We start from the raw sequence: 24,401 nt of genomic DNA, 5'->3' as shown, positions 1-24,401 counted from the left end.
TCCGACCGCGACGACCATGCGGCGATCGCCGGTCCGACCCGGGCCGGGGCGCCGCCGCTACAGCAGCGAGCGGACGTGGAGCACGTCGTTGAAGGTGACGAAGAGCATCAGCATCAGCACGAGACCCAGGCCGAGCCGAAAACCGATTTCCTGCGCGCGGTCGCTCAGCGGCCGGCCGCGCAGCGCCTCGATCGCGTAGAACATGAGATGGCCGCCATCCAGCATCGGCACCGGGAACAGATTCATCAAGCCGATCGAGACCGAGAGGATCGCCGCTAGATTGATCAGGCCAAGCAGCCCCGAATTATGCGCGACGAGGCCCGAGACCTGCGCGATCCGAATCGGCCCGGAGAGCTGATCGACCGATTCCCGGCCGGTCACCAGCTTGGCGAGATAGTCATAGGTCCGCTCGACGACGAACCACGTCTCCGTCACGCCGAGCTTGGCCGATTCGGCCAGACCGAACTGGCGCGTCGTCCAATCGCTGGCCTGGCGCGAGGCCTGCACGCCGAGAACGCCGATCCGCTGCTTGCCCACCGGCGAGGCCTGTTCGACGAGCGCCGGGGTGACCGGGAGCGTCACGAGAGCCCCCGCCCGCTCGACGACAACCGACAGGATCTCGTTGGGTCGGGTCGAAATGACGCGCTGCATGTCGGCGAAGCTGCCGATCGGGCGTCCGTCGATCGAGACCACGAGGTCGCCCGGCTTGAGGCCGCCACGCTCGGCCGCACTGCCGGCGACGACCTGATCGACACGCGGCGCCAGCACGGGCTTGCCGAAGACATAGGCCGTCGCGCCGAAGATCAGGATGGCCAGGAGAAAATTCGCGATCGGGCCGGCGGCGACGATGGCCGAGCGCTCGCCCAGCGATTGCGCCGGGAACGTGCGCTCGCGTTGCTGGGGCGTCATCGAGTCCATCTCGGGAGAACCCGGACCGGCCGAGGCCGCATCGGTATCGCCCGAAAACTTGACATAGCCTCCGAGCGGAATCAGCGCGAAGCGCCAGCGCGTGCCGTGCTTGTCGTCGAAGCCGAACAGCTCGCGGCCGAAGCCGATCGAAAACACCTTCACATCGACGCCGCACCAGCGCGCCACCAGGAAATGCCCGAGTTCATGGACGAACACGACGATCGTCAGCACGAAGAGGAAGGGGACGAGATACCCCAGCAGGAACGAGCCCGAGTTCCAGAGCGTCGCCACGAAATCCATCATCATCTCCCGGTCCGCCGGCGTGCCGCACCGGACCCGCTATTGCCGCCCTTAGGTGACAGCGAAGGGCGGCTTCGACAAGAGCGCGCGGGCGCGGTTTCTCGCCTCATCGTCAATTGCGAGCGCAGCCGCGACATCTGCAGGCGCGGCCTGGCCCGGACCGGCCGCCGCGCAGACGGTCTCGACCAGCGCCGCGATGCCGGGGAAGGCGATCCTGCCTTCGAGATAGGCCGCCACGGCGATCTCGTTGGCGGCATTGAGAATGGCGGGCATCGCGCCGCCTGCGGCCAGCGCCGCGATGGCCAGCCCCAGCGCCGGGAAGCGGGCGAGATCGGGGCGCTCGAACGTCAATGGCGCGGTCATGGCCAGATCGAGAAAGCGCGCGGCGGGCGCATCGAGCCGGCCATCGATCCCCAGACAATGGGCCGCCGCGACGCGCATGTCCGGCAGCGCCATGCCGGCGCTGACCGAGCCGTCGCGAAAGGTCACGAGGCCGTGGACGAGCTGCTGGGGATGCACGAGCACCTCGAGCTGCGCGGGCTGGAGATCGAACAGGAAGCAGGCCTCGATGAGCTCCAGCCCCTTGTTCATCATGCTGGCCGAGTCGATCGTGATCTTGGCGCCCATCGCGTAATTGGGGTGGTTCAGCGCCTGCTCGGGGCGGGCGGCCCCGATCTGCGCGGCGCTCCAGGTCCGGAACGGGCCGCCCGATGCGGTCAGCGTCATGCTGCGGATGGCCGAGATCGGCTCGGCGCCCAGCACCTGGAACAGCGCGTTGTGTTCGGAATCGAGCGGCAGGATGCGCGCGCCGACGGCTTTCGCGCGCGCCATCACGGCTGCGCCGGCGCAGACGAGACTTTCCTTGTTGGCAAGCGCGATAACCCGTCCCGGCATGAGCGCGGCGAAGGTCGCTTCCAGCCCGGCAGCCCCCGAGATCGCGCTGACGACGATGTCGGCCTCCCGCGCGACCGCCTCCAGCACAGCCGAACGCCCGGCCCCGCAGGCGATGCCCGACCCCGCCAGAGCCTCCACCAGCGCCGGCCCGGCCTGCGCATCGGCCAGTGCGGCGAAGCTCGCGCCGGTTTCGACGGCGATCCGCGCCAAAGCCTCGGCATCGCGCCCCGCGACCACGGCGCCGATGCGCAGACGCTGCGGATTCTCGGCGACGACGTCGCGGGTCGACCGGCCGATCGAGCCGGTCGCTCCCAACAGCGTGACGGTCCGAAGCATGCGCAGGCCCGCGTTAGAGGTGAGCGACGAACAGGGCCAGCCCGGCAAAGACCAGCACCGCCCAATAGCCGTCGAGGCGATCGAGGAAGCCGCCATGGCCAGGGATCAGCCGGCTCGAATCCTTGGCTCCGAAGCGCCGCTTCAGGGCGGATTCGAACAGATCGCCCATCTGGCTGAAGACGGAGGCCGCCAGCGAGCCCGCAATGACGATCGCCGGCGCGACGATCTGTTCGGCCGCCGGCGTCAGCGCCCAGACGGCGTAACCGCACAGCGTGCCGGCCAGCGTCCCGCCCAGCGCGCCGGACCAGGTCTTGCCGGGGCTGACGCTCGGCATCAGCTTGGGACCGCCGAGCCTGCGGCCGGTAAAATAGGCCGCGATGTCGGTGAACCAGACGACGGCAAAACTCCAGAACACCAGGGCCAGCCCGATATCGGGCAAGGACCTCAGGGCCGGGGCAATGACGGCAAAGGCCAGCGCATAGGCGATGCCGCAGAGTTCGAGCGCAAGCCGTCCCTGGACGCGCGGTGTCATCACCGCGCCGACCAGCGCCGCGACCGCGGCGACGCCCGCCAGCGCGGGCTGGCTCGCGGGCGAAAACCCGAGCAGCAAGCCGGTCAGGACGACGCCGAGCGCGGCGGCAACGGCATGATCGCGGCTGGCCATCGACAGCCACTCATAAGCCACCAGCCCGGCCACCAGCACCCAGACGACCCGAAACGGCCACCCGCCCCAGACGGTGGCGAGCAGAACGGTCGCCGCCAGGACCAGCGCAGACACGACCCGCAGCCGCAGCTCACCCTGCCCGGGCCGGGGCAAAACGGGGACTGGCCCGGTCACGCGGCGCCCACTGAGCGATCAGCCGTCTCGGACAGCCCCCCGAAGCGGCGCTCCCGACGTCCATATTCAGCGATAGCGTCTTCCAGCGCGGCCCGGTCGAAATCCGGCCAGAGCACAGGACTGAAGACGAATTCGGCATAAGCCGCCTGCCAGAGCAGGAAATTGGAAATGCGCGTCTCGCCGGAGGTCCGGATCACCAGTTCGGGATCGGGCAGATCGGCCGTGTCGAGATGCGAGGCCAGCATCGCCTCGTCGACCGCGGCGGCCTCGATCAGGCCGGCGGCAACGTCCATGGCTATGCGGCGAGCCGCCCGCACGATCTCGTCGCGCGCGCCGTAATTGAAAGCGACGACCAAGGTCATCCTGGTGTTGTCGCGCGTCACGGTCTCGGCATGTTCGACCAGCCGACGCAGATCGGCGGCGAGGTCGTCTCGACTGCCGATGATCCGCACGCGCACGCCCGCCGCATGAAGTTCGCTGAGATCCTTCTCGACGAAACGCCTGAGAAGGCTCAGCAAAAAGGATACTTCGGCCGCAGGGCGGCGCCAGTTCTCGGTCGAGAAACTGTAGAGCGTCAGAATTCTGATGCCGAGATCGCCAGCATGGCGCACGGCGCCGCGCAATGCCTCCAGCCCGCGCCGATGCCCCTCCTGACGCGGCAGGCCGCGCATCTGCGCCCAGCGGCCGTTGCCGTCCATGATGATCGCGACATGGGCGGGCGGAGCGGATCGTCCGGGGCGCTGGCCTTGTGACATTCTCAATATGCCTCGTTCGGCCTTGCGCCGGGTGACTTGGCGCCGGGTGACCTGACGCAGTGTCGCGCCGACAGCCTCAGACGCTCAGGATTTCCTTCTCCTTGGTGGCCAGCGCCTGGTCGATCTCGGCGATGTGCTGATCAGTCGCCTTCTGCACCTGGTCGGACTGGCGCGTCACGTCGTCCTTGGTGAACGCGCCCTCCTTCTCGACCTTCTTGATGATGTCGATGGCGTCGCGGCGGACATGGCGCACGGCGATCTTGGATTCCTCGGCATATTTATGCGCGACCTTGACCATCTCCTTGCGGCGCTGCTCGTTCAGCTCGGGGATGCGGATGCGCAGGACCTGGCCTTCCGTCTGAGGGTTCAGGCCGAGATCGGATTCGCGAATCGCCTTCTCGACGGGGCCGACCATGCTGCGGTCCCAGACCTGCACGCTCAGCAGACGGGCCTCGGGCACGCTCACCGTCGCGAGCTGGGACAGGGGCTGGCGCGCGCCATAAGCCTCGACCTGGATCGGATCGAGCATGTTGGCCGAGGCGCGGCCCGAGCGCAGCGAAGCCAGATCGCCCTTGAAGGACTGCAGCGCGCCCTGCATGCGGCGCTTCACGTCGGCGAGATCGAAAGTCGTCTGAGCCATCGTCGTCTAGACCTTGAATTGATGCATCGTCGCGAAACGAAAGACAGGCTTTCCGCCAGGGCGATGCGAGATCGTATTGCGTGAGCGAGTGTTTCTCGAAAACTCCGCGCGACCATGGCGGGGGGGCCGGCCAGGGTCAAGAACATCGTGGCGCGCGGTGGTTACGGCGTCACATAGGTCGCCCTGCCCTCGCCGCGCAAGACGGCGGCGAGCATGCCGGACTCCGCGATCGAGAACACGACGATCGTCAGGCCAGCATCGCGCGCCAAGGCGAAGGCGGCGGTATCCATCACCTTCAGGTCACGGGTGATGGCCTCGGCATGGGTCAGCGTGTCGTAGCGCGTGGCGCTGGCATCGGTCTTGGGGTCGGCGGAATAGACGCCGTCGACCTGCGTCGCCTTGAGCAGATGGCTGCAACCGAGTTCGGCGGCGCGCAGCGCCGCCCCCGTATCGGTGGTGAAATACGGGTTGCCGGTGCCGCCGCCGAGCACGACGACCTTGCCATTGGTGAGATGGTCGAGGGCGCGCTTGCGGGCATAGCTCTCGCAGAGCGAAGGCATCGGCACCGCCGACATGGCGCGTGCGGGGGCGCCTGCGCTCTCGATCGCGTGCTCGAGCGCGAGCGCGTTCATCACCGTGCCGAGCATGCCGATCGAATCCGCGCTGGTCCGGTCGAGGCCCTTGGTCAGCCCCTGGACGCCCCGGAAGAAATTGCCGCCGCCAACGACGATGGCGATCTCGACGCCCTCGCGCGAGGCATGGGCGATATCGGCGGCAAGCGCCGTCAGGGTGGCGCCGTCAAGGCCAGAACCGGCTTGTCCGGCAAGGGCTTCGCCGGAGAGCTTCACCAGAACGCGACTGGGTCTCATCGCTTGTCTCCTGCTCTCGACGCCGGTTCGTGCGGCGCCGATTCGGCGCCTGATGCACGTCTTCTTACAAAAAAGGCCGCGCGGAGCGCGGCCTTTTCGTCACCCTATCAACCGGCAATTCAACCGGTCGTGCCGCCCGCGGCCGCAACCTCGGCGGCGAAGTCGGTCTCTTCCTTCTCGATGCCCTCGCCGAGCGCATAGCGAGCGAAGCCGGTGAGCGCCACGGGAGCGCCGACCTTGCCTTCGATCTCCTTGAGGATCTGGCCGACCGACTTCGAGCCGTCATGGATATAGGCCTGCTCGAGCAGGCAGTATTCCTTGGCGTAGCTCTTCAGGCCGCTCTCGGTGATCTTCTCGAGCACGTTGGCGGGCTTGCCGGCGTTCTTCTCGGCCAGGATCGCCTTCTCGCGGGCCAGCACCTCGGGGTCCACCGAAGCGAGGTCGAGCGCGATCGGGTTGGTCGCAGCGACATGCATGGCGAGCTGGCGGCCGAGCACGGCCAGCTCGTCGGCCTTGCCGGTCGATTCGAGCGCGACGATGACGCCGATCTTGCCGAGGCCGTCGGCAACCGAGCCATGGACGTAGGAGCCGATCACGCCGGCGGTGACCTTGAGCTGCGCGACGCGGCGCAGGGTCATGTTCTCGCCGATCGTGGCGATGGCGTTGGCGATCGCCTCCTGCACGGTGCCGCCGCCCGGGTAGTGATGGGCGAGCACGGCTTCCGCATCGCCGCCGCGCTCCAGCGCGACATTGGCGATGCCATGGGCGAGCGCCTGGAATTCGAGGTTGCGGGCGACGAAGTCCGTCTCGGAGTTGAGCTCGACGACGACACCGCTGTGGCCGGAGATCGCCACGGCGACCAGGCCCTCGGCAGCGACGCGGCCGGCCTTCTTGGCAGCCTTGGCGAGGCCCTTGGTGCGCAGCCAGTCGATCGCGGCCTCGATGTCGCCATCGACGGCCGAGAGCGCGGTCTTGCAGTCCATCATGCCCGCGCCCGTCTTGTCGCGGAGTTCCTTCACCATGCCGGCGGTGATCGCAGCCATCTTTATCGTCCTTGTCTGTCGTGCGGCGCCGGGTCACGGCCGGCCGCGGAATCAGGCCGCCAGCCCCGATGGGGAAACGCCGACGCTCCGTTTCCGGTCGTCGGCGCTGGTCGGCGTCAGTCGCAGTTCAATGCAGCAAGCGGATTGCGACGCGCCGATGACGCGCCGCAACCGTTAGTTCGGCCTTCAGGCGTCGGCGAGCTCGCGCGACTGGGCGACCCAGCCCTCGCGCTCGATGCGGCCGGCCAGCTTCAGGTCCTGGTCGACCTTGGTGACGTCGGCAGGCGCCATGGCGGCGAACTGCCAGAAGTGGAACAGGCCACCGTCGTTGAGCTTCTGAACCAGCTCGGGACCCATGCCCGAGAGCTTCATCAGGTCGTCGGGCGCGCCGCGCGGGGCGGTCAGCAGCTCGAAGGGCACGCCCGCATCGGCGGCAGCCGGCTCGGCGAGAGCCTCCTCGATGATCATCGGGGCCTCGGCAGCGCCGATATCGACGCCATGGTCGCCCGAGGCGCGGGAGATGCCGTCGATCGCCGAACGGGCAACGAGGTCGCAATAGAGCTGGATGGCGCGGCCGGCGTCGTCATTGGCCGGAACCGGGTAGGTGATCCCATCCGGATCCGAGTTCGAGTCGATGATGGCGGCGACCGGGATTCCGAGGCGCTGGGCCTCCTTGATCGCGAGCGCTTCCTTGTTGGTGTCGATCACGAAGATCATGTCGGGCGTGCCGCCCATGTCCTTGATGCCGCCAAGCGCCTTCTCGAGCTTGTCGCGCTCGCGGGCGAGCATCAGGCGCTCCTTCTTGGTCAGACCGCTGCCGCCGCCGGCGAGCAGCTCATCGACCTTGCGAAGGCGCTGGATCGAAGCGGAAATGGTCTTCCAGTTGGTCAGCATGCCGCCGAGCCAACGCGAATTGACGTAATACTGGGCCGAGCGCTTGGCGGCATCGGCGATGGCGTCCTGCGCCTGGCGCTTGGTGCCGACGAAGAGGACGCGGCCGCCGCGGGCAACGGTGTCGCTGACGGCCTGAAGGGCGCGCGACAGCATCGGCACCGACTGCGACAGGTCGAGGATGTGGATGTTGTTGCGCGTGCCGAAGATGTAAGGCGACATCTTCGGGTTCCAGCGATGCGACTGGTGGCCGAAATGGGCGCCCGCTTCGAGCAGCTGGCGCATGGAGAAATCTGGCAGTGCCATCGTTTTTCAGTCCTTACCGGTTGAGCCTCTGGGGAGCGAATGAACCGAGCATGAGCTGCAAGGTCACCGGAACGCTTCGCGAGTGAAGCGGTGCTCCCCATGTGGGATGGGCTGCGCCATACAGGGGAAGCGGCGGGAATGCAAGGCGATGCTCACGCAGGACAGTGTCCTGCCGGCTTAAAAGCAGCTATCCGCGGTCGGCGTTTCCACGCCGTTTACCACTAAACCGCTAACATTGAACCAATCACAACCGGACATAGCGGCCTTGCTTCTCGATCTGCGCACGATCTACGCGGTGGCGGCCACCACTGCGCTCATTCTCGGATTCATGCAGATCGGCGCCTTTGCGACGCGCCGGTTCGGCCTGTGGCCGCTCTGGTGGGGTCTCAGCAGCATGCTGATCGGAACGGGCATGCTGCTCATCGCTTTCCGCGGCATGATCCCCGACGCCGCCTCGGTGGCCCTGGCCAACACGCTGACATGGGCCGGATACCTTCTGGTCCTGGTCAGCGTGCGCAGCTTCGCCGGCCTGCGCACCCCGCCCGCCCTGTTCGTGATCTCGGTCACGGCCACGGCCGTCATGCTGATCACCTGGATCGACCCGGCGGATTTCACCAAGCGGGTCGTGCTCGTCTCGTTTCTGCTGGCCTGCTGCGACGTCGCCGTGGTGCGCGAGGGCGTGGGGCTGGCCCGCCGGGACGGGTTGCGTTCGGCCTGGATCCTCGTCGGCCTTTTCCTGCCCTCATCCGTGCTGTTTCTCGCAAGAGCCTATCTCGGCTGGGCCGATCAGATCGGAAAGGAATTCTTCCCGCCCCAAACCATTCCGCTGCAATGGGCGTCCGTCTTCGGGGCGGCCATGATCATCATCCGCGGCAACGCCCTGATGCTGCTGGCGACCGAGCGCAGCCACAACCAGCTCGTCGCCCTGGCCCGGCACGATGCCCTGACGGGCGCGATGAACCGCAGCGGGCTGGAGCAGGCCGTCGCCGGACTGCTCGGACGGCAGCGAAAGCCCCGCCCCGTGGCGGTTCTGCTGGTCGACATCGACCACTTCAAGGCGCTGAACGACACCCATGGCCACGCGGTCGGCGATGAAATCCTTCGGGTCTTCGCCAACGTCGCCCGCGCCCAGCTGCGCGGCGACGACATCGTGGCGCGACAGGGCGGCGACGAATTCGCCATCGTGCTGCCGGGCGTCGGCCTGTCCGAGGCGCTCAGGGTCGCCGAGCGCCTGCGGCAGGCTTTCGTGACCGCGGTTGCGGAGCGCCCGGGTCTGGAGCGGCTGCCGACGCTGAGCATCGGCGTCACGGAAGGAGACGCCGCCTCCCAGACGCTCGACATGCTCGTGAAGGAGGCTGACGAGGCCCTCTATCGCTCCAAGCGGTCGGGACGCGACAAGGTTCTGCCGCGCCTGGACATGGTGGCGGTCTGAGCTGCCTCGTCCGCGCCGTTTACCGCCCGGCGGCGCGCGTCAGCCGCGTGATGCCTTTGCGGGCGGCGAACATCCGGCCATAGACATCACCGGCCAGATCCTGCCGGTAGCAACGCTGCTCCAGCAGCGGGTCCCAGATGTGCTCGACCGTATCGATCAGGTCGAAATCGGGGCTCAGCCGCGCCGCGAGCTGATCGCGGTTCTTGCGGTTCTGATATTCCAGCAGGACCAGCGAGGTCCTGGACAGGTCGATGCTGTCGAGCACGTCGCCCTCCCCGCCTTCGATGTCGATCTTCACGATATCCGCGGAGGGCAGGCTGGCGGGATCGACCACCGCAACCTCGTAGCGCTCGACCATGGCGCCATCGACAAAGGTATCGCCGGCATAGGAGGCCAGCCCCGATTCCCCGTCACCGGCAAAACGGCTGACGAAGCTCGCCGTCCGGGCGCCTCCGGGAAACAGGGCGGCGTTGACCGCGACGATGTCGCGACGCAACTGCGTGTTGCGCTGGAGCAGTTCGAACGTGCCCGGATGCGGCTCGTAGGAGGTCACCAGGCTGCCCGGCCAGCGTGCCGTCGCCCATAAGGCGAAGGACCCGACATTGGCGCCGATGTCGAGAATGTCGAGCCCGACGCCGTCATAGCCGGTCTCGTATTCGCCCTCGAGAACGTCCTTGATGGCCCAGTGCATCGCCTCGGGCACGAAGAGGCTCATCGGAATCTGCGCAACGTAGTGCTTCACGGCTGCCCCCCGGCATCGACGCCACGCGCCACCGTTCTGGCAGGCTTTGACGTCTGATCGCCAGAATGCATTGCCGGCTGCCTCGCACAAGACCAGCCGATGCGATTCAGCGCAGTTCGACGCTGACCACGCCCGGCGCCGCACGGACGGCGTTGGCGATCTGCTGGTTGACCGGATAGCGGCCGGGCAGCTCGATCTCGACCTCCTGGGCGCCGTCGTTGAGGATCATCACCAGCGCGATCTTGCCGTCGGCCTTGAGGCCGTCGCCGCGGGGGCGGACGCGCTCGGCGATCGAGGCCAGCGCCTTGTCGTCGCGCAGATAGACCAGCAGGTCCTGCTTCTGGCGCGCGGCGAGATCGTCGAGCACCTCGACATCCTCGATTCGCGGGCGAACATCCTCGCCGTCGAGCACGGCCGAGAGCCGCAGGACCAGCGCCCTGCCCGGCTCCAGCAGATCGCGATAGCGCTGCAGGGCTTCGGAAAACAGGATCGCCTCGAACTGCCCGCTTGGATCGGACAGGTTGACGATGCCCATCTTGGAGCCCGACTTGGTCCGCCGCTCCGACTTGTCGATGACGGAGACCGCGACCTTGGCGACGCCGGTGCCGTTGGCGCGGACCATCTGCGCGAAATCGGCGAAACGCTGCACCCGCAGCCGCTTCAGCACATGCTCGTAATCGTCGAGCGGGTGGCCCGAGAGGAAGAAGCCGACGGCGTCATGTTCGCGCCGCAACCGCTCGGCCGGCGCCCAGGGCTCCACCGGCGGAATGCGGAAGGCCTCCTGCACGCCGCCGCCACCAAAGAGCTCGGATTGGCCGCCGAGCGCGGCGTCGCGGGTTCTGTTCGACAGCGCCAGCATGCCGTCGATCGCCGCCATGGCGCGGGCGCGCTCGGGCTCCAGCGCATCCATCGCGCCGGCCGCGATCAGCGCTTCGATGGTGCGGCGGTTGACCAGCTTGGTGTCGATCCGGCGGGCGAAATCGGCGAGATCCCTGAAATCGCCGCCGGCGCGCCGCGCGGCCACGATCGATTCCACGGCGGCGGTGCCGACGCCCTTGATCGCGCCCAGCGCATAATGGATTGCCCCCTCATGCACGTCGAACTCGACGCCCGAGCGGTTGATCGCCGGCGGCAGCACCTTGATGCCCAGCCGCTCGGCATCGCGCCGGAATTCCGAGAGCTTGTCGGTGTTGCCCATGTCGAGCGTCATCGACGCCGCCAGGAACTCGACCGGATAATTCGCCTTCAGGAAGGCGGTCTGGAACGCGACCACGGCATAAGCCGCCGCATGGCTCTTGTTGAAGCCGTAATCGGCGAATTTCGCCAGCAGATCGAAGATCTCCGAGGCGATGTCCTTGGTCATGCCGCCTTCGACCGCGCCCTTGACGAAGCGGTCGCGCTGCGCGTCCATCTCGGCCTTGATCTTCTTGCCCATCGCGCGGCGCAGCAGGTCCGCCTCGCCGAGCGAATAGCCCGAGAGCGCCTGGGCCACCTGCATCACCTGCTCCTGGTAGACGATGATGCCATGCGTCTCGGCCAGGATCGGCTCCATCTTCGGATGCAGATAGGTCGGCGCCTCCTGGCCGAGCTTGCGGCGGCAATAGCTGGGGATGTTGTCCATCGGGCCCGGCCGGTAGAGCGCGACGAGCGCGATCAGGTCCTCGATCCGGTCGGCCTTCATCTCGACCAGAGCCTTGCGCATGCCGGCGCTTTCCACCTGGAACACGCCGACGACCTCGCCACGCGCCAGCATGGCGTAGCTCTTGGGGTCGTCGAAGGGCAGGCTCGCCAGATCGACGGCGATGCCGCGCTGGGCGATCAGCTTCACGGCGGTCGACAGCGTCGTCAGGGTCTTGAGGCCGAGGAAGTCGAACTTCACCAGCCCGGCCTGCTCGACCCATTTCATGTTGAACTGGGTCACCCGCATGCCCGTGCGCGGATCGACCGAGAGCGCCACGAGCTGTTCGAGCGGGCGGTCACCGATGACGACGCCGGCCGCGTGGGTCGAGGCGTGGCGATGCAGGCCCTCGAGCTTCTGCCCGATCTCGAGCAGTCGCGCGACGATCGGCTCCTCCTGCGAGGCCTGCTGCAGCTTGGGCTCACCCTCGATGGCGTCCTTCAGCGAGATCGGCTTGGCCGGGTTCTGCGGGACGAGCTTGGTGAGACGGTCGACCTGGCCGTAGGGCATTTCCAGCACCCGGCCGACGTCACGCAGGACGCCGCGCGCCAGCAGCGTGCCGAAGGTGATGATCTGCGCGACCCGCTCCTCGCCATAGCGATGCTTGACGTAGTCGATCACCTCTTCGCGCCGGTTCTGGCAGAAGTCGATGTCGAAGTCGGGCATCGAGACGCGGTCGGGGTTGAGGAAGCGCTCGAACAGCAGCCCGAAGCGCAGCGGATCGACGTCGGTGATCGTCAGCGCATAGGCGACCAGCGAGCCAGCGCCCGAGCCGCGGCCCGGCCCAACGGGAATGTCATGGTCCTTGGCCCATTTGATGAAGTCGGCGACGATCAGGAAGTAGCCGGGGAATTTCATCCGGGTGATGATCGAGAGCTCGAATTCGAGCCGCTTCTCGTAAGTCTCGACGGTGTAGCCCTCGGCCGGGCCGTGCTTGGCCAGCCGCGCCGCCAGACCGGTCTTGGCCTGGGTCTCGAGCTCTTCCGCCTCGTCGCGGCCCTCCGCGCCGAAGCGCGGCAGGATCGGCTTGCGCAGTCCCACGCGCCAGGTGCAGCGCATCGCGATCTCGACGGTGGCCGAGAGCGCCTCGGGCAGATCGGCGAAACGGCGCTTCATCTCGGCGCGGCTGGTGAAGTAATGCTCCGGGGTCACCCGGCGGCGCTCGCCGTCCGAGACCAGACGACCCGCCGCGACCGCCAGCAGCGCGTCATGGGCGTCGTAATCGGCGGGCTTGGCGAAGAAGGGTTCGTTGGTGGCGACGATCGGCAGATCGGCGTCATAGGCCAGGCGCAAGAGATGGGCTTCGACGGCGTCGTCGCCCTCGCCGCCATGGCGCTGGATCTCGACATAGAGCCGGTCGCCGAAGATCCGCGACAACGCCGCCAGACGGGCACCCGCCTGCGGGAGCTGGCCGTTGCGCAGGGCGATATCGACCGGGCCGCCATGGCCGCCGGTCAGCACGATCAGCCCTTCGTGATGCGCGGCGAGGCGATCGAGGTTCGACAGCGGCTGGCCCGAGCCGCCGCTCGCCAGCGCAGCCTCGGTGACGAGCTTCATCAGATTGCCGTAGCCGGTCTCGTTCATCGCGAGCAGGACCAGATGCGGCGGCACCTGCTGGATGTTTTTGCGGCTGCCCTCGGCCTCGTCGGCGAAATCGACCGAGAGCTGGACACCGACGATCGGCTGCACCCCGACGCCGACCAGCTTTTCGGAGAACTCCAGCGCGCCGAACAGATTGTTGGTGTCGGTCAGCGCCAGCGCGGGCTGGCCGTCGGCCGCCGCCATCTTGGCGAGAGTGCCGACCATCAGGGCGCCTTCGAGCAGCGAATAGCTCGAATGGACATGGAGATGGACGAAGCCGACCTCGGAGAGAACGCGCGTATCGCCCGGTTCGCGTGCCATCATCCGTCCTGCGCTGCCCTCGGCGACTCGGATGCCGCCCCGTCCCCCGATTATGCAGCCGCTCGGTCGCGTGCGTCCATGCCGCCGATCGTCGCCTTTGTGGATGGTCAGATATTCGGGCCCGAGAGGAGTGCGGCCCAGACCCAGACCATTCCAAGGAAGAGTCCGAGCGATGCGATTTCCGCAATTCCGGCAGCCAGTTTGCGCGCGAGGATCATGGCGTCGTTTCCGTGTTTCCGATATGTTCAATTTAATTCATGTTTTGTTCTCGTCAATCTCGCAGCGGCAGTTGCCGTGTGCGCATGCCGGAGGCGGTTAACCGCAGCTTAACGGCGCGACGGGGACCTGCTGGGCCGCCCGTCTTCAGAGCGGGACGACATGTCCGTCTCGGATCGTGACCTGGCGGTCCATCCGGCGGGCGAGATCGAGATTGTGGGTCGCGATCAGCGCCGCCAGGCCCGAGGCCCGCGCGAGCGCCACCAGCGTCTGGAAGACGTGGAGCGAGGTGTGCGGATCGAGATTGCCGGTCGGCTCGTCGGCCAGCAGCAGCCGCGGGGTGTTGGCGACCGCGCGGCCGATGGCGACCCGCTGCTGCTCGCCGCCGGAAAGCTCCCCCGGCAGATGGTCGAGCCGCTCGCCCAGCCCCAGGAAGGTCAGAAGCTCGGCCGCCCGCGCCTCGGCCAGCCCCTTGGCGAGCCCGCGGATGCGCTGCGGCAGGACGACGTTTTCCAACGCCGTGAACTCCGGCAGCAGGTGATGCGCCTGGTAGACGAAGCCGATCTCGGTCCGGCGCAGGCGGGTGCGCCCCTTGTCGTCGAGCTTCGTCGTCGGCAGACCGCCGACAAAAACCTCGCCGCCATCGGGCCGCTCGAGCAGGCCGGCGACATGCAACAGGGTCGACTTGCCGGTGCCGCTGGGGGCAACCAGCGCGACGAGTTCGCCGGGCCAGAGCGCGAAATCCGCCTTGCGGAGGATCTCGAGCGGCGCATCGGACTGGGGATAGTAGCGCTCGACCTGGGACAGGAAGAGCGCCGGTGTCTCGCGGGGCGTGGTGTCGGACATGCGCCTCAGCCCATCCTCAAGGCCTGGACGGGGTCGAGCCGCGCCGCCTTCCACGCCGGATAGAGGGTCGCCAGGAGCGACAGGACCAGCGCCATCACGACCACGCTCGTGACCTCGCCCCAGTCGATCACGGAGGGGATGTCGCTGAGGAAGCGCACCGTCGGGTCCCAGAGATTGGCGCCGGTGATCCAGTTCAGTGCGGCCATGATCGCCTTGATGTTCTTGGCGAAGACGATGCCGAGCGCGAGCCCCGCCAGCGTGCCGAAGACGCCGATCGCCGCGCCCGTGATCAGGAAGACGCGCAGCACGGTGCCGCGCGTCGCGCCCATGGTCCGCATGATCGCGATGTCGGCGGTCTTGTCCTTCACCAGCATGATCAGGCCCGAGACGATGTTGAGCGCCGCGACCAGCACGATCAGGGTCAGGATGATGAACATGACGTTGCGCTCGACCTCCAGCGCATTGAAGAAGCTGCGGTTGCGCTGGCGCCAGTCGGACAAAACGAGCGGCCGCGGCGCGTCGGCCTCAATGGCGTCGCGCACGGCCTGCGTCTTGTCGGGATTGTCGACGAAGATCTCGATGACGTTCACGTCGCTTTCGCGGTTGAAATAGGCCTGCGCCTCGTTCAGCGGCATGAAGACGAAGGAGGCGTCGAACTCGGTCATGCCGATCTCGAAGATCGCCTGGATCGGATAGGCCTTGATCCGCGGCGCGGTGCCAAACGGCGTCGAGGCGCCCTTGGGCGAGATGATGTTGATCGAATCGCCGACCTGCAGGCCCAGGGAATCCGCCAGCCGCTTGCCGACGGCCACCCCCCCGGCGGTGTCGAAGCCGTCGAGCGTGCCGCGCCTGACATTGCCGCCGACGAAGGGGATCGCCTTGATGTCGGCCTCGCGGATGCCGCGCACGAGCACGCCGCCATTGCCGGTCTGCGACGAGGCGAGCGCCTGGCCCTCGACCAGCGGGATGGCGAACTTGACGCCGGGAATGGCCCGCAGCCGCATCGAGACGATGTCGTAATCGTCGAGCGGACGGTCGATCGGCGTCGCGAAGATGTGGCCGTTCACGCCGACGATTTTCTCCAGCAGTTCCTTGCGGAAGCCGTTCATCACCGACATCACGATGATCAGCGTCGCGACCCCGAGCAGGATGCCCAGAAACGAGAAGCCTGCGATGACGGAAACGAAGCCTTCGCGCCGACGCGTGCGCAGATAGCGCCCGGCCAGCAGCCACTCGAAGCCGGCGAAGGGCCTCGTGCCGGTCGGGGTTTCGCTTTGGCGATCCTGGTCGCTTGCGACGCTCACGCCGCCTTGCCCTTGAAGCGGGCGAGCGCCTCCTCGAGCGAAACCGTTTCACGATCGCCACCGGCGCGCCGCTTGATCTCGACCTTGCCCTCGGCCAGTCCCTTCGGGCCGACGATGATCTGCCAGGGCACGCCGATCAGGTCGGCGGTGGCGAACTTGCCGCCCGGGCGCGCATCGGTGTCGTCGTAGAGCGCATCATAGCCCTTGGCCAGAAGCGAGGCGTAGAGCTGCTCGCAGGCCGCGTCGGTTGCAGCGTCGCCGGCCTTGAGGTTGAGCACCGCGACATCGAAGGGGGCGATCTCGTCGGGCCAGACGATGCCGGCCTCGTCATGGCCGGCCTCGATCAGCGCTGCGACGAGGCGGCTCGGCCCGATGCCGTAGGAGCCGCCATGGACAAGCAGGTTCTGGCCGTCGGGGCCCTGAACCGTCGCGCCCATCGGCTCGGAGTATTTCGTGCCGAAATAGAAGATATGACCGACCTCGATGCCGCGCGCCGAGAGCTGCTTGTCGGCGGGGATCGCGTCATAGGCCGCCTTGTCGTGCATCTCCTCGGTCGCGGCATAGAGGCTCGTCCATTTGGCGAAGATATCCTGCAGCCCCTCGACGCTGTCGAAATCGGTGTCGACGGCCGGCGTCTCGTAGTCGAGATAGTCCTTGTGGCAGAAGACCTCGCTCTCGCCGGTGGCGGCCAGCACGATGAATTCATGGCTGAGATCGCCGCCGATCGGGCCGGTGTCGGCGCGCATCGGGATCGCCTTCAGCCCGAGCCGCGCGAAGGTGCGCAGGTAGGCCGTGAACATGCGGTTGTAGGCGTGGCGCGCGGCGTCCTGGTCGACGTCGAAGGAATAGGCATCCTTCATCAGGAACTCGCGGCCGCGCATCACGCCGAAGCGCGGCCGGACCTCGTCGCGGAACTTCCACTGGATATGATAGAGGTTCAGCGGCAAGTCCTTGTAGGACTTGACATAGGACCGCAGGATGTCGGTGACGACCTCCTCGTTGGTCGGGCCGTAGAGCATGTCCCGCTCATGCCGGTCCTTGATGCGCAGCATCTCCTTGCCATAAGCCTCATAGCGTCCGCTCTCGCGCCAGAGGTCCGCGGACTGGATCGTCGGCATCAGGATCTCGACGGCGCCCGAGCGGTCCTGCTCCTCCCGGATCACGGCGCAGATCTTGTTCAGCACGCGCAAGCCCAGCGGCAGCCAGGAGTAGATGCCGGCCGATTGCTGGCGGATCATGCCGGCGCGCAGCATCAGCCGGTGCGAGACGATCTCGGCCTCCTTGGGCGTGTCGCGCAGGATCGGCAGGAAATAGCGGGAGAGACGCATCAGAGACACTCGATCGGGGGGGGGCGATGCGGGCCGGGAGCCGCGCAACGATTCACAGTGCCCAGAGACACCATCGCTCTACACAAAATGCAAACCATAATCCGCCGCCCGCTCGCGCAAGCGCAGGCGGATGGGCCGGCCCGGCTCAGCGGCGCGCGAAACGCTCCTGCAAGGCGGTGAGCACCGCGGCCGGGACGAAGGGCGCCACATCCCCGCCCATCGCCGCGATCTGCCGCACCAGCGTGGCGGTGATATGGCGCACGGATCCGGACGCAGGCAGGAAAACGGTCTGGATATCGGGCGCCATCACGGCGTTCATGCCCGCCATCTGCATCTCGTAATCCAGGTCCGTGCCGTCGCGCAGCCCCCGCACGATGAGGCCGGCGCCGGCGCGGCGCGCCGCATCGACCGCGAGATCGTCGAAGGTCACGACATCGAGCGTCGTGCCCGTCGCAGCGAGCAAGGGCGTTGCGACCTCGCGCAGGAGGGCGGCGCGGCGCTCGGCGCTCAAGAGCGGCGTCTTGCCGGGATGAACGCCGATCGCCAGCACGAGCCGGTCGCAGAGCCGCGCAGCACCGGCGATGATATCGGCATGCCCGTTCGTCACCGGATCGAAGGAGCCGGTGTAGAAGGCGATGCGTGTCCTGGATGTTGTCATGGCTCCAGCGTTATCGGCTGGCGCCAAGCGCGACAAGCCGTCAGCTCAGGCGGCCCTGACCTGGACGATGAAGCCCGCCAGGCGCGACTTCAGCGACTGCGCGAGCTCGGTGAGCTCCGTCGAGGCGCGAGAGACCGCGGCTGCGGCGTCCGACGTCTGCTGCGAGGCTGCCGAGACCAGGCTCGTCGCCTCGCCGATCCGGCTGAACTCGCCCGTCGCCAGGCCGACATCCGCGACGATGGCATGCGTCACGCCATGCTGGTGGCGCATCGTCTCGGCCGAGCGCCGGACCGCCTCGCTGAGGCCTCCGATCATGGCGCGAATGCCGACGATCGCCTCGACTGTCGCGCTGGTGGCCTGGTTCATCGACGCGATCTGGCGCGAAATGTCGTCGATGGCGCGCGCCGTCTGGCCCGACAGGCCTTTCACCTCGGAGGCGACGACGGCGAAGCCGCGCCCGGCCTCACCGGCGCGGGCGGCTTCGATGGTCGCGTTCAGCGCCAGCAGATTGGTCTGGGCCGCGATGTCCGAGATCAGCCCGATGACGTCGGAGACGCGGGCCGCGCCCGCGGCGAGCTGCTCGACGACGCTGCCCATCTCGTCGGCCTGGTCCTTGGCCGACCTGGCCGAGCGGTCCGAGGACTGCACGTCGGCATCGAGCAGGTCGATCGCAAGGCGCAGTTCCTGCGCTGCGCTCTCGATCGAGCGGATGCTGGTGACGGCCCGGCATGTCGAGCCATGAACCGTGTCGGCATTGGCCTGGGTTTCGCGGGCGCCGCCGGACAGTTCGCGCGCCGTGACGCTGAGCTGCTCGGCCGCTGCCGAAACGGACGCCGTGACGCTCAGGACCGATCGCTCGAGATCGCTCGCCAGATCGGCCAGCAGGGTCGAGCGTTGCGTCGCGGCCTCCCGTTCGCGCTCCTCGCGCTCGTGCAGGCGCGCCGCCTCGTCGCGCAGCATGTTCTGACGAATCCGGCCGACGGCGGCAGCGATCGCGCCGATCTCGTCGCGCCGGTTCTCGCCCGGGATGCGCTGGTCGGTTCGTCCCGCCGCGATGCCGGCCAGCGCTTCGGCCAGGCCGGCGATCGGGCGCGACACCGACAAACCCAGCAGCAGCGCGATGACCAGGATCGGGCCGAGCACAAGCAGGCTGCCTGTCACCAGAGCATTGTCGAGCTTGTCGATCACGGCCAGCGCCCGGCTTTCCGGCTTGGTCAACCAGAGCAGCCACGCGCTGTTGCCGATCTTGACCTCACGGCCGACGACCACCAGAGCCTCACCGTCCCGGCTGGTCATCCGCAGCAGGGACGAGCCGCCGAGATGGCTGCGGTCTAGCGTTTCGCGCGGGCTCTGCGGGGACAGGCGGGCGGCCGGATCCGAACGCATGAAGCCATCCGCGCCGACGACATAGGTCGCGACTTCCTTCGAGGTCGCGGCGATCGATGTCAGGGCGGCGTCCACGAAGGTCGAGCCGACGGAGACCACGATCGTCCCGACGGCCTGTCTCGAGATGGGATTGAAGAAGCGTTGCGCCACAAACGCACGGGGTTCGCCGCCAGCCGGATCGTAGGGCGCAAAATCGAGCGATACCGGATCGTCACCGTCGGAGGTGGCCTCAGCCGCCGCGACCGCTTTGGCCAGGCCGGTCCCGGCCAGCTGAGGCTCGCTCAACAGCCGCCCGAACTCGCCGCCCTTGGTGACGGTGTAAACCACCCGTCCGTTGGGCGCGACGAGATAGATATCGGCATATTCCAACCGCGTCAGAGCATCACGAAAGGCGCGGTGGATATCGACGTGGCGCCGCAGATAGCCTTGATCCTGCCCTGCCCCGGTGCGTTGCACGCGCTGCGCCGCATCCGGCATGTCACCGCCCTGAAAATAGTCGATGATGGTGGCTCGCGAGGACGGAATTTCCATCCAGCCGCGAATTTCGTCGAGCGAGGCCACCCGGTCGGCACTGCGGGCCTGCACGGCGAGCTCGGCCGCCAGCCTCTGCCAACGGCGCTCCAGCGCGCGGGCGCGCCCTTCCGCGAGGACATTCAGGCGCTCATGGACCGCCTCTTCCGCCCAGATAGCCACCGCCCGATAGCCCGACAGGCCAATCGCGATCACCGCAAGACACACCAGCAGGAGCATGGCGGCGGGAAGTCTGACTCTCAGGCTCGACACAGTTCCAATCCCTGGCTTCCGTAAAGGAGCGTCGCCGCGGGATTAGAAACGATCGAGGTTAACGTCGGTTGAAGCGATCAGATCAGGAAGCCGGAACGATCACCAGAAGCGCTGCGACGCTGCCAGCGAAGGCCGACAGCAGAACCAGCATCGAAGCAGCCGCCGAACTGCGCCGCCGGCTTGAGTCCTTCAGATCGAACCGCATGGAAACCTCGCGCGAATCGAGAAACATCTCACCTTCTTGCGTGCCGCGCCGAGCAGGCGGTCGCAGGGCGAGATCATGGCGGAAGCATGGCCCGCCAAATCTGCGGTTTATGATTGCCTTCGCGTGGGCTTCACGCCAAAACCCCGGCCATGCTGACCATCAACGACATTACCTACCGTCTCGGCGAGAGATTGCTGCTCGACCATGCCAGCGCCTCGCTGCCGGACGGCTCGCGCGTCGGGCTCGTCGGGCGCAACGGCACCGGCAAGACCACCCTGTTCCGGATGATCACCGGCGATCTCTCGCCCGAGGGCGGCAACATCAGCCTGCCGAAGGGTCGCCGTATCGGCGGCGTCGCGCAGGAGGCGCCGGGCGGGCCCGAGACGCTGATCGAGGTCGTGCTCGCCGCCGATACCGAGCGCGCCGCGCTGCTGGCCGAGTCGGAGACCGCCACCGACCCGCTGCGCATCGCCGAGATCGGCACCAGGCTGGCCGATATCGACGCTCATTCCGCGCCGGCCCGCGCCGCCACCGTGCTGCACGGGCTGGGCTTCAATGAGGAGGCGCAGCAGCGCCCCTGCTCCGACTTCTCCGGCGGATGGCGCATGCGCGTGGCGCTCGCCGCCGTGCTGTTCTCGCAGCCAGACCTGCTGCTGCTCGACGAGCCGACCAACTATCTCGATCTCGAAGGCACGCTCTGGCTCTACGACTATCTCGAGCGCTATCCGCACACCGTTCTGGTCGTCAGCCATGACCGCGAACTGCTCGACACCTGCGTCGACCACATCCTGCATCTGGATGGCGGCAAGCTGACGATCTATCGCGGCGGCTACACCTCGTTTGCCAAGCAGCGCGCTGAGAAGCAGATGCAGCTCTCCAAGGCCAAGGAGAAGCAGGACGCCGAGCGCAAGCATCTCCAGGCCTTCGTCGACCGCTTCAAGGCCAAGGCCTCCAAGGCGCGCCAGGCGCAGTCGCGGGTCAAGCGGCTGGAGAAGATGGGCACGATCGACACCATCGTCGATCGTGACGTCCAGCCCTTCAGCCTGCCCGGCCCGGAGCGGCCGCTGGCGCCGCCGATGATCGTGCTCGACAATGCCAGCGCGGGCTATGGCGACCGCACGGTGCTTTCCAAGCTGAACCTGACGCTGCTGCCGGACGACCGCATCGCCCTGCTCGGCTCGAACGGCAACGGCAAGTCGACCTTCTGCAAGCTGATCGGCGGGCGCATGGCGCCGCTGACCGGCACGATGCGCAGTTCGTCAAAGCTGGAGACGGCCTATTTCGCCCAGCATCAGCTCGACGAGTTGCGGCTGGAGGACACCCCGGTCGCTCACTTACGCGACCTGATGCCGGATGCGCCCGAGGCGAAGGTGCGCTCGAAAGCCGCGCAGATCGGCTTTCCGGCCGCCAAGGCCGAAACGCCCGTGAAGAACCTCTCGGGCGGCGAGAAGGCCCGGCTGATGCTGGGGTTGGCTGCCTTTGGCGGCCCGCATCTGCTCATCCTCGACGAGCCGACGAACCATCTCGACATCGACAGCCGCACCGCGCTGGTCAACGCGATCAACGACTATCCCGGCGCCGTGATCCTGGTCAGCCATGACCGCTTCCTGATCGAATCCTGCGCCGACCGGCTCTGGATCGTCGGCGACGGCACGGTGAAGAATTTCGACGGCGACATGGAGGATTACCGCAGCCTCGTGCTCGGCGGCGCCAAGGCGGCCAGGCGCGAGAAGGCGGCGAGCGACAAGGCGTCAGAGGCGGCTGCGAGCGGCGGCAAGGCCGAGGAGCGCAAGGGCGCGGCGGTGAAGCGCGTCGCGCAGGGGCCCCTGCGGCAGAAGCTCAACCTCGCCGAAGCCAAGATCGCCAAGCTGACCGGGCTGATCGAAAAGGTCGACGGCGTGCTCGGCAACGGCTCGGCCTTCGCCCGCGACCCCGACAAGGCGCGCGAGCTGTCGAAGCAGCGCGCTGTCTTGGCGAAGACGCTGGAGGCTGCCGAGGAGGAGTGGCTGGAGCTGAGCGCGGAGCTGGAGAGCGCGTAGCCCGTCGCCGACTTATCCCCGTGTAGTGCAAGCTGATGTATTCCGAGGTCGGGTTCCTTTCGGAGTCAGACGATGCGGAAAGCAAGAGCGGCCTCGAACCTTCGGCCGATAGGTTGTGGGCGCGATCTCGGACTGGCCTCACGACTTGCGGGCGACCGCATGATGGCGGCATTCGATCGTCTCTGCGGACTCATCGCCAAACACGGCTTCAACCCGGACCAGCCGCGCGTTCCAGCTGGAGGTCCCGATGCGGGACAATGGACGTCGGGAGAAGCTTCTGTCGGCCCTGGATCAGACGGCAACCCGCTGCAATCGCTCGTTGCAGCGACAAACCGTGGCCTGCGTGCCGTTTGTGAAGCGCAGCTCGACCGAGACATCTTCCAATGCCGAATGGTGGGGCTCCGATCGTGCTATGATCAGGCTTACCAGCGCTACGCGTCTTGTCTGGCTCGCCAGCCGATTCCGCCGTTTAACTATTGAGTGGCCAAATGAAAATCCTTGAGCGGATACTTCGTTACGCTGCCGCCCAACGCGAGATCGAGATCGAGATCTCCATAGATCTCCCCGTACAAGGTGACCGCGATTGGTCCTGCCTTTATCGGATAGACTGGCCGGACGGACCCTATACGGGGTCAGGTTACGGACTCGACACAACGCAGGCTCTGCTGCTGGCGTTGCAGGCGATCGGCACCGACATCTACACGAGCGACTACCACCGATCAGGCCGACTGAGGTGGTTGGTCCCCGGCGATGGCTATGGCTTTCCCGTGCCAGCTACCATCAGCCACCTCCTGATCGGAGGCGACGCAGCGAATGCTGGTTTGCGGCGTTGATCGGACCCGCGACGTTGCGGCTGCACCGACGGCTTCGGCCCTACACGCTTCGCGTCGCTCGTCCTGAAGCTCGAGAGCGCCTGACCCGGCCTAGCGCAGCTTCGCGATCCCGATGCCGTCGAGCTTGGCGCGATCCTTGATCGATTCCTCGCTTCGGGTCAGCGCTTTCGAGATCGCCTTCAACGCCATGCCCTTTTTGGCGAGCGTCTTCAGCTTGTCGAGTTCCTCGCCCGTCCAGGGCTGGCGGTGACGTTCGAAACGCTCGGCCACGATGGGCTCCTGCTGTGCCGGATGAAGGCGGATGGGATGCGGGGCTCAGGAGGTCTTCCTGGTGCCGACCTGCCGCTCAGCCCTGCCCGGGCTTGACGATCCGGCTCAGCCGGTTGTCGGTGAACATGTAGATCTCGCGGCCGCCGGGCTCGGAATAGAGCACCTGGACCTCGCGCTGGCCCTTGCCGCTGTCGCCGATCAGCACGTCGGTGGGCTTCGTGCCCTTGAGCTTGACCAGCTCGCATTCGGTGATGCCCTCCGCGATCGCGGGCGGCAGCGGGCGCGTCGCGGGGTCGAGCGAGAGGTCGGCGCTGCATTCGCCGTCCGGCGTCAGGCTCGCCTCCTGCGTCGAGGCGCGGGCGCTGATGCTGCTCGTCGTCGTGGTCGTCACCGGGGCGGTCCGGCCCTCGCGGGTGTCGGAGGTGAAGGCAAAGCCGCCCATGTCGACGGAGCATCCGCCGAGCGCGGCGGCGCAGAGCAGCAATACAGGCAATCTCACGCTTTTTTCTCCCAGCGGCCGGTGTCGTCCTGCTGCCAGTAGCTGGCGGCGAGGTTCAATGCCTTGGCCTTCTTCCAGTCTTCGCGCGCCGCGGTCAGCGCATCGGGGTCATCCCCGTCGAAAATCAGCACGATGCGTTCATAGCCCGCCAATGCGTCGGGAATACGGACACCCTCAGTGCAGATCCGGACCTGCGCCGCATTGGGGTTGTGCGGCTGCGTCGTCAGCACCACCGGATTTTGCGGCGCGTCGGCTTCCATCGCCGTGACATGGGGCAGGAAGCTCTCGTCCGAATAGGTCCAGAGATGGTCGTCGAGCGCGCTCAGCCGCTCCTGGCTCGAGACCTCGACGACGACCTTCTGGCCACGTGCGAGGGCGCGGTCGAGGATCGTCGGCAACACCTGCTCGAGCGGGCGCGACTGGAGGTGGAAGAACAGAATTTCAGCCATCAAAAGCGTTTTCGCTGCATCGGCTTGCGGGCTTCTGCTGTCACGCCGTT

At 67.2% G+C, this 24,401-nt stretch carries 22 protein-coding genes; 3 read left to right on the top strand and 19 right to left on the bottom strand.

Going from position 1 to position 24,401, the window contains the following annotated elements; genetic code table 11:
- Positions 1 to 57: 57 nt before the first annotated feature.
- The 8 genes from rseP to Q8S38_RS14945 all read right to left on the bottom strand — a co-directional run bounded on the left by rseP (position 58) and on the right by Q8S38_RS14945 (position 7,781).
- Positions 58 to 1,209 (bottom strand): RIP metalloprotease RseP, encoded by a 1,152-nt coding sequence (gene rseP / locus Q8S38_RS14980; RefSeq protein WP_305681331.1) that lies wholly within the window; start codon positions 1,207 to 1,209, stop codon positions 58 to 60.
- Between the two features lie 51 nt (positions 1,210 to 1,260).
- Positions 1,261 to 2,439, bottom strand: a complete 1,179-nt coding sequence (gene dxr / locus Q8S38_RS14975) for a 1-deoxy-D-xylulose-5-phosphate reductoisomerase (protein WP_305681226.1) — start codon at positions 2,437 to 2,439, stop codon at positions 1,261 to 1,263.
- A 13-nt stretch (positions 2,440 to 2,452) separates the two neighbouring features.
- Positions 2,453 to 3,217 (bottom strand): phosphatidate cytidylyltransferase, encoded by a 765-nt coding sequence (locus tag Q8S38_RS14970; RefSeq protein ID WP_305681225.1) that lies wholly within the window; start codon positions 3,215 to 3,217, stop codon positions 2,453 to 2,455.
- A 56-nt stretch (positions 3,218 to 3,273) separates the two neighbouring features.
- Positions 3,274 to 4,032, bottom strand: coding sequence for an isoprenyl transferase (locus Q8S38_RS14965; RefSeq protein WP_305681224.1), 759 nt, complete (start codon positions 4,030 to 4,032; stop codon positions 3,274 to 3,276).
- 76 nt (positions 4,033 to 4,108) lie between these two features.
- On the bottom strand, positions 4,109 to 4,672 hold the full coding sequence (gene frr, locus Q8S38_RS14960; protein ID WP_192641591.1) for a ribosome recycling factor: 564 nt from the start codon (positions 4,670 to 4,672) through the stop codon (positions 4,109 to 4,111).
- Between the two features lie 161 nt (positions 4,673 to 4,833).
- On the bottom strand, positions 4,834 to 5,541 hold the full coding sequence (gene pyrH / locus Q8S38_RS14955) for a UMP kinase (RefSeq protein WP_305681223.1): 708 nt from the start codon (positions 5,539 to 5,541) through the stop codon (positions 4,834 to 4,836).
- 119 nt (positions 5,542 to 5,660) lie between these two features.
- Complete coding sequence (tsf, locus tag Q8S38_RS14950) at positions 5,661 to 6,584, bottom strand: translation elongation factor Ts (protein WP_305681222.1); 924 nt, start codon at positions 6,582 to 6,584, stop codon at positions 5,661 to 5,663.
- 186 nt (positions 6,585 to 6,770) lie between these two features.
- Complete coding sequence (locus Q8S38_RS14945) at positions 6,771 to 7,781, bottom strand: 30S ribosomal protein S2 (RefSeq protein WP_305681221.1); 1,011 nt, start codon at positions 7,779 to 7,781, stop codon at positions 6,771 to 6,773.
- 265 nt (positions 7,782 to 8,046) lie between these two features.
- Here Q8S38_RS14945 and Q8S38_RS14940 point away from each other — a divergent pair, with 265 nt between their 5' ends.
- Complete coding sequence (locus tag Q8S38_RS14940; RefSeq protein WP_305681220.1) at positions 8,047 to 9,213, top strand: GGDEF domain-containing protein; 1,167 nt, start codon at positions 8,047 to 8,049, stop codon at positions 9,211 to 9,213.
- 19 nt (positions 9,214 to 9,232) lie between these two features.
- Here Q8S38_RS14940 and Q8S38_RS14935 read toward each other — a convergent pair whose 3' ends face one another.
- The 8 genes from Q8S38_RS14935 to Q8S38_RS14900 all read right to left on the bottom strand — a co-directional run bounded on the left by Q8S38_RS14935 (position 9,233) and on the right by Q8S38_RS14900 (position 20,288).
- Positions 9,233 to 9,955, bottom strand: a complete 723-nt coding sequence (locus Q8S38_RS14935) for an FkbM family methyltransferase (RefSeq protein WP_305681219.1) — start codon at positions 9,953 to 9,955, stop codon at positions 9,233 to 9,235.
- Between the two features lie 106 nt (positions 9,956 to 10,061).
- Entirely contained in the window at positions 10,062 to 13,535 is a 3,474-nt protein-coding gene (gene dnaE / locus Q8S38_RS14930) for a DNA polymerase III subunit alpha (protein WP_305681218.1), read from the bottom strand.
- A 363-nt stretch (positions 13,536 to 13,898) separates the two neighbouring features.
- The gene (locus tag Q8S38_RS14925; RefSeq protein ID WP_305681217.1) at positions 13,899 to 14,597 is read right to left on the bottom strand and encodes an ABC transporter ATP-binding protein; all 699 of its coding nucleotides are present in this window, start codon (positions 14,595 to 14,597) and stop codon (positions 13,899 to 13,901) included.
- Between the two features lie 5 nt (positions 14,598 to 14,602).
- Positions 14,603 to 15,901, bottom strand: coding sequence for a lipoprotein-releasing ABC transporter permease subunit (locus Q8S38_RS14920; RefSeq protein ID WP_305681216.1), 1,299 nt, complete (start codon positions 15,899 to 15,901; stop codon positions 14,603 to 14,605).
- On the bottom strand, positions 15,898 to 17,229 hold the full coding sequence (gene proS, locus Q8S38_RS14915; RefSeq protein ID WP_305681215.1) for a proline--tRNA ligase: 1,332 nt from the start codon (positions 17,227 to 17,229) through the stop codon (positions 15,898 to 15,900). The genes Q8S38_RS14920 and proS overlap by 4 nt, the downstream gene beginning before the upstream one ends.
- Before the next feature lie 145 nt (positions 17,230 to 17,374).
- Positions 17,375 to 17,887, bottom strand: a complete 513-nt coding sequence (coaD, locus tag Q8S38_RS14910; RefSeq protein WP_305681214.1) for a pantetheine-phosphate adenylyltransferase — start codon at positions 17,885 to 17,887, stop codon at positions 17,375 to 17,377.
- A gap of 45 nt (positions 17,888 to 17,932) precedes the next feature.
- The gene (locus tag Q8S38_RS14905; RefSeq protein WP_305681213.1) at positions 17,933 to 20,056 is read right to left on the bottom strand and encodes a methyl-accepting chemotaxis protein; all 2,124 of its coding nucleotides are present in this window, start codon (positions 20,054 to 20,056) and stop codon (positions 17,933 to 17,935) included.
- A gap of 82 nt (positions 20,057 to 20,138) precedes the next feature.
- Positions 20,139 to 20,288 (bottom strand): hypothetical protein, encoded by a 150-nt coding sequence (locus Q8S38_RS14900; RefSeq protein ID WP_305681212.1) that lies wholly within the window; start codon positions 20,286 to 20,288, stop codon positions 20,139 to 20,141.
- A gap of 122 nt (positions 20,289 to 20,410) precedes the next feature.
- On the opposite strand from Q8S38_RS14900, the gene Q8S38_RS14895 reads away from it, so the two are divergent.
- Positions 20,411 to 22,300 carry an ABC-F family ATP-binding cassette domain-containing protein gene (locus tag Q8S38_RS14895; RefSeq protein WP_305681211.1) on the top strand — a complete coding sequence of 630 codons (1,890 nt, stop codon included), beginning with the start codon at positions 20,411 to 20,413 and terminating at the stop codon, positions 22,298 to 22,300.
- Between the two features lie 488 nt (positions 22,301 to 22,788).
- On the top strand, positions 22,789 to 23,133 hold the full coding sequence (locus Q8S38_RS14890; RefSeq protein ID WP_305681210.1) for a DUF6968 family protein: 345 nt from the start codon (positions 22,789 to 22,791) through the stop codon (positions 23,131 to 23,133).
- Between the two features lie 90 nt (positions 23,134 to 23,223).
- Here the strand turns inward: Q8S38_RS14890 and Q8S38_RS14885 are convergent, their stop codons facing one another.
- From Q8S38_RS14885 to Q8S38_RS14875, 3 genes are all read right to left on the bottom strand, one after another.
- A complete protein-coding gene (locus Q8S38_RS14885; protein ID WP_066724901.1) occupies positions 23,224 to 23,403 on the bottom strand; it encodes a hypothetical protein in 180 nt (59 codons plus the stop codon).
- Positions 23,404 to 23,479: 76 nt separating this feature from the next.
- On the bottom strand, positions 23,480 to 23,902 hold the full coding sequence (locus Q8S38_RS14880) for a hypothetical protein (protein WP_305681209.1): 423 nt from the start codon (positions 23,900 to 23,902) through the stop codon (positions 23,480 to 23,482).
- Complete coding sequence (locus Q8S38_RS14875; RefSeq protein ID WP_305681208.1) at positions 23,899 to 24,351, bottom strand: DNA polymerase III subunit chi; 453 nt, start codon at positions 24,349 to 24,351, stop codon at positions 23,899 to 23,901. Before Q8S38_RS14875 ends, Q8S38_RS14880 begins: the two co-directional genes overlap by 4 nt.
- Between the last annotated feature and the right edge of the window lie 50 nt (positions 24,352 to 24,401).

The sequence above is a fragment of the Allobosea sp. genome (genome assembly GCF_030695125.1).
GTDB lineage: Bacteria > Pseudomonadota > Alphaproteobacteria > Rhizobiales > Beijerinckiaceae > Allobosea.
Note: the sequence above shows the minus strand (reverse complement) of the source record. Positions and strands in the feature narration are given on the sequence as shown.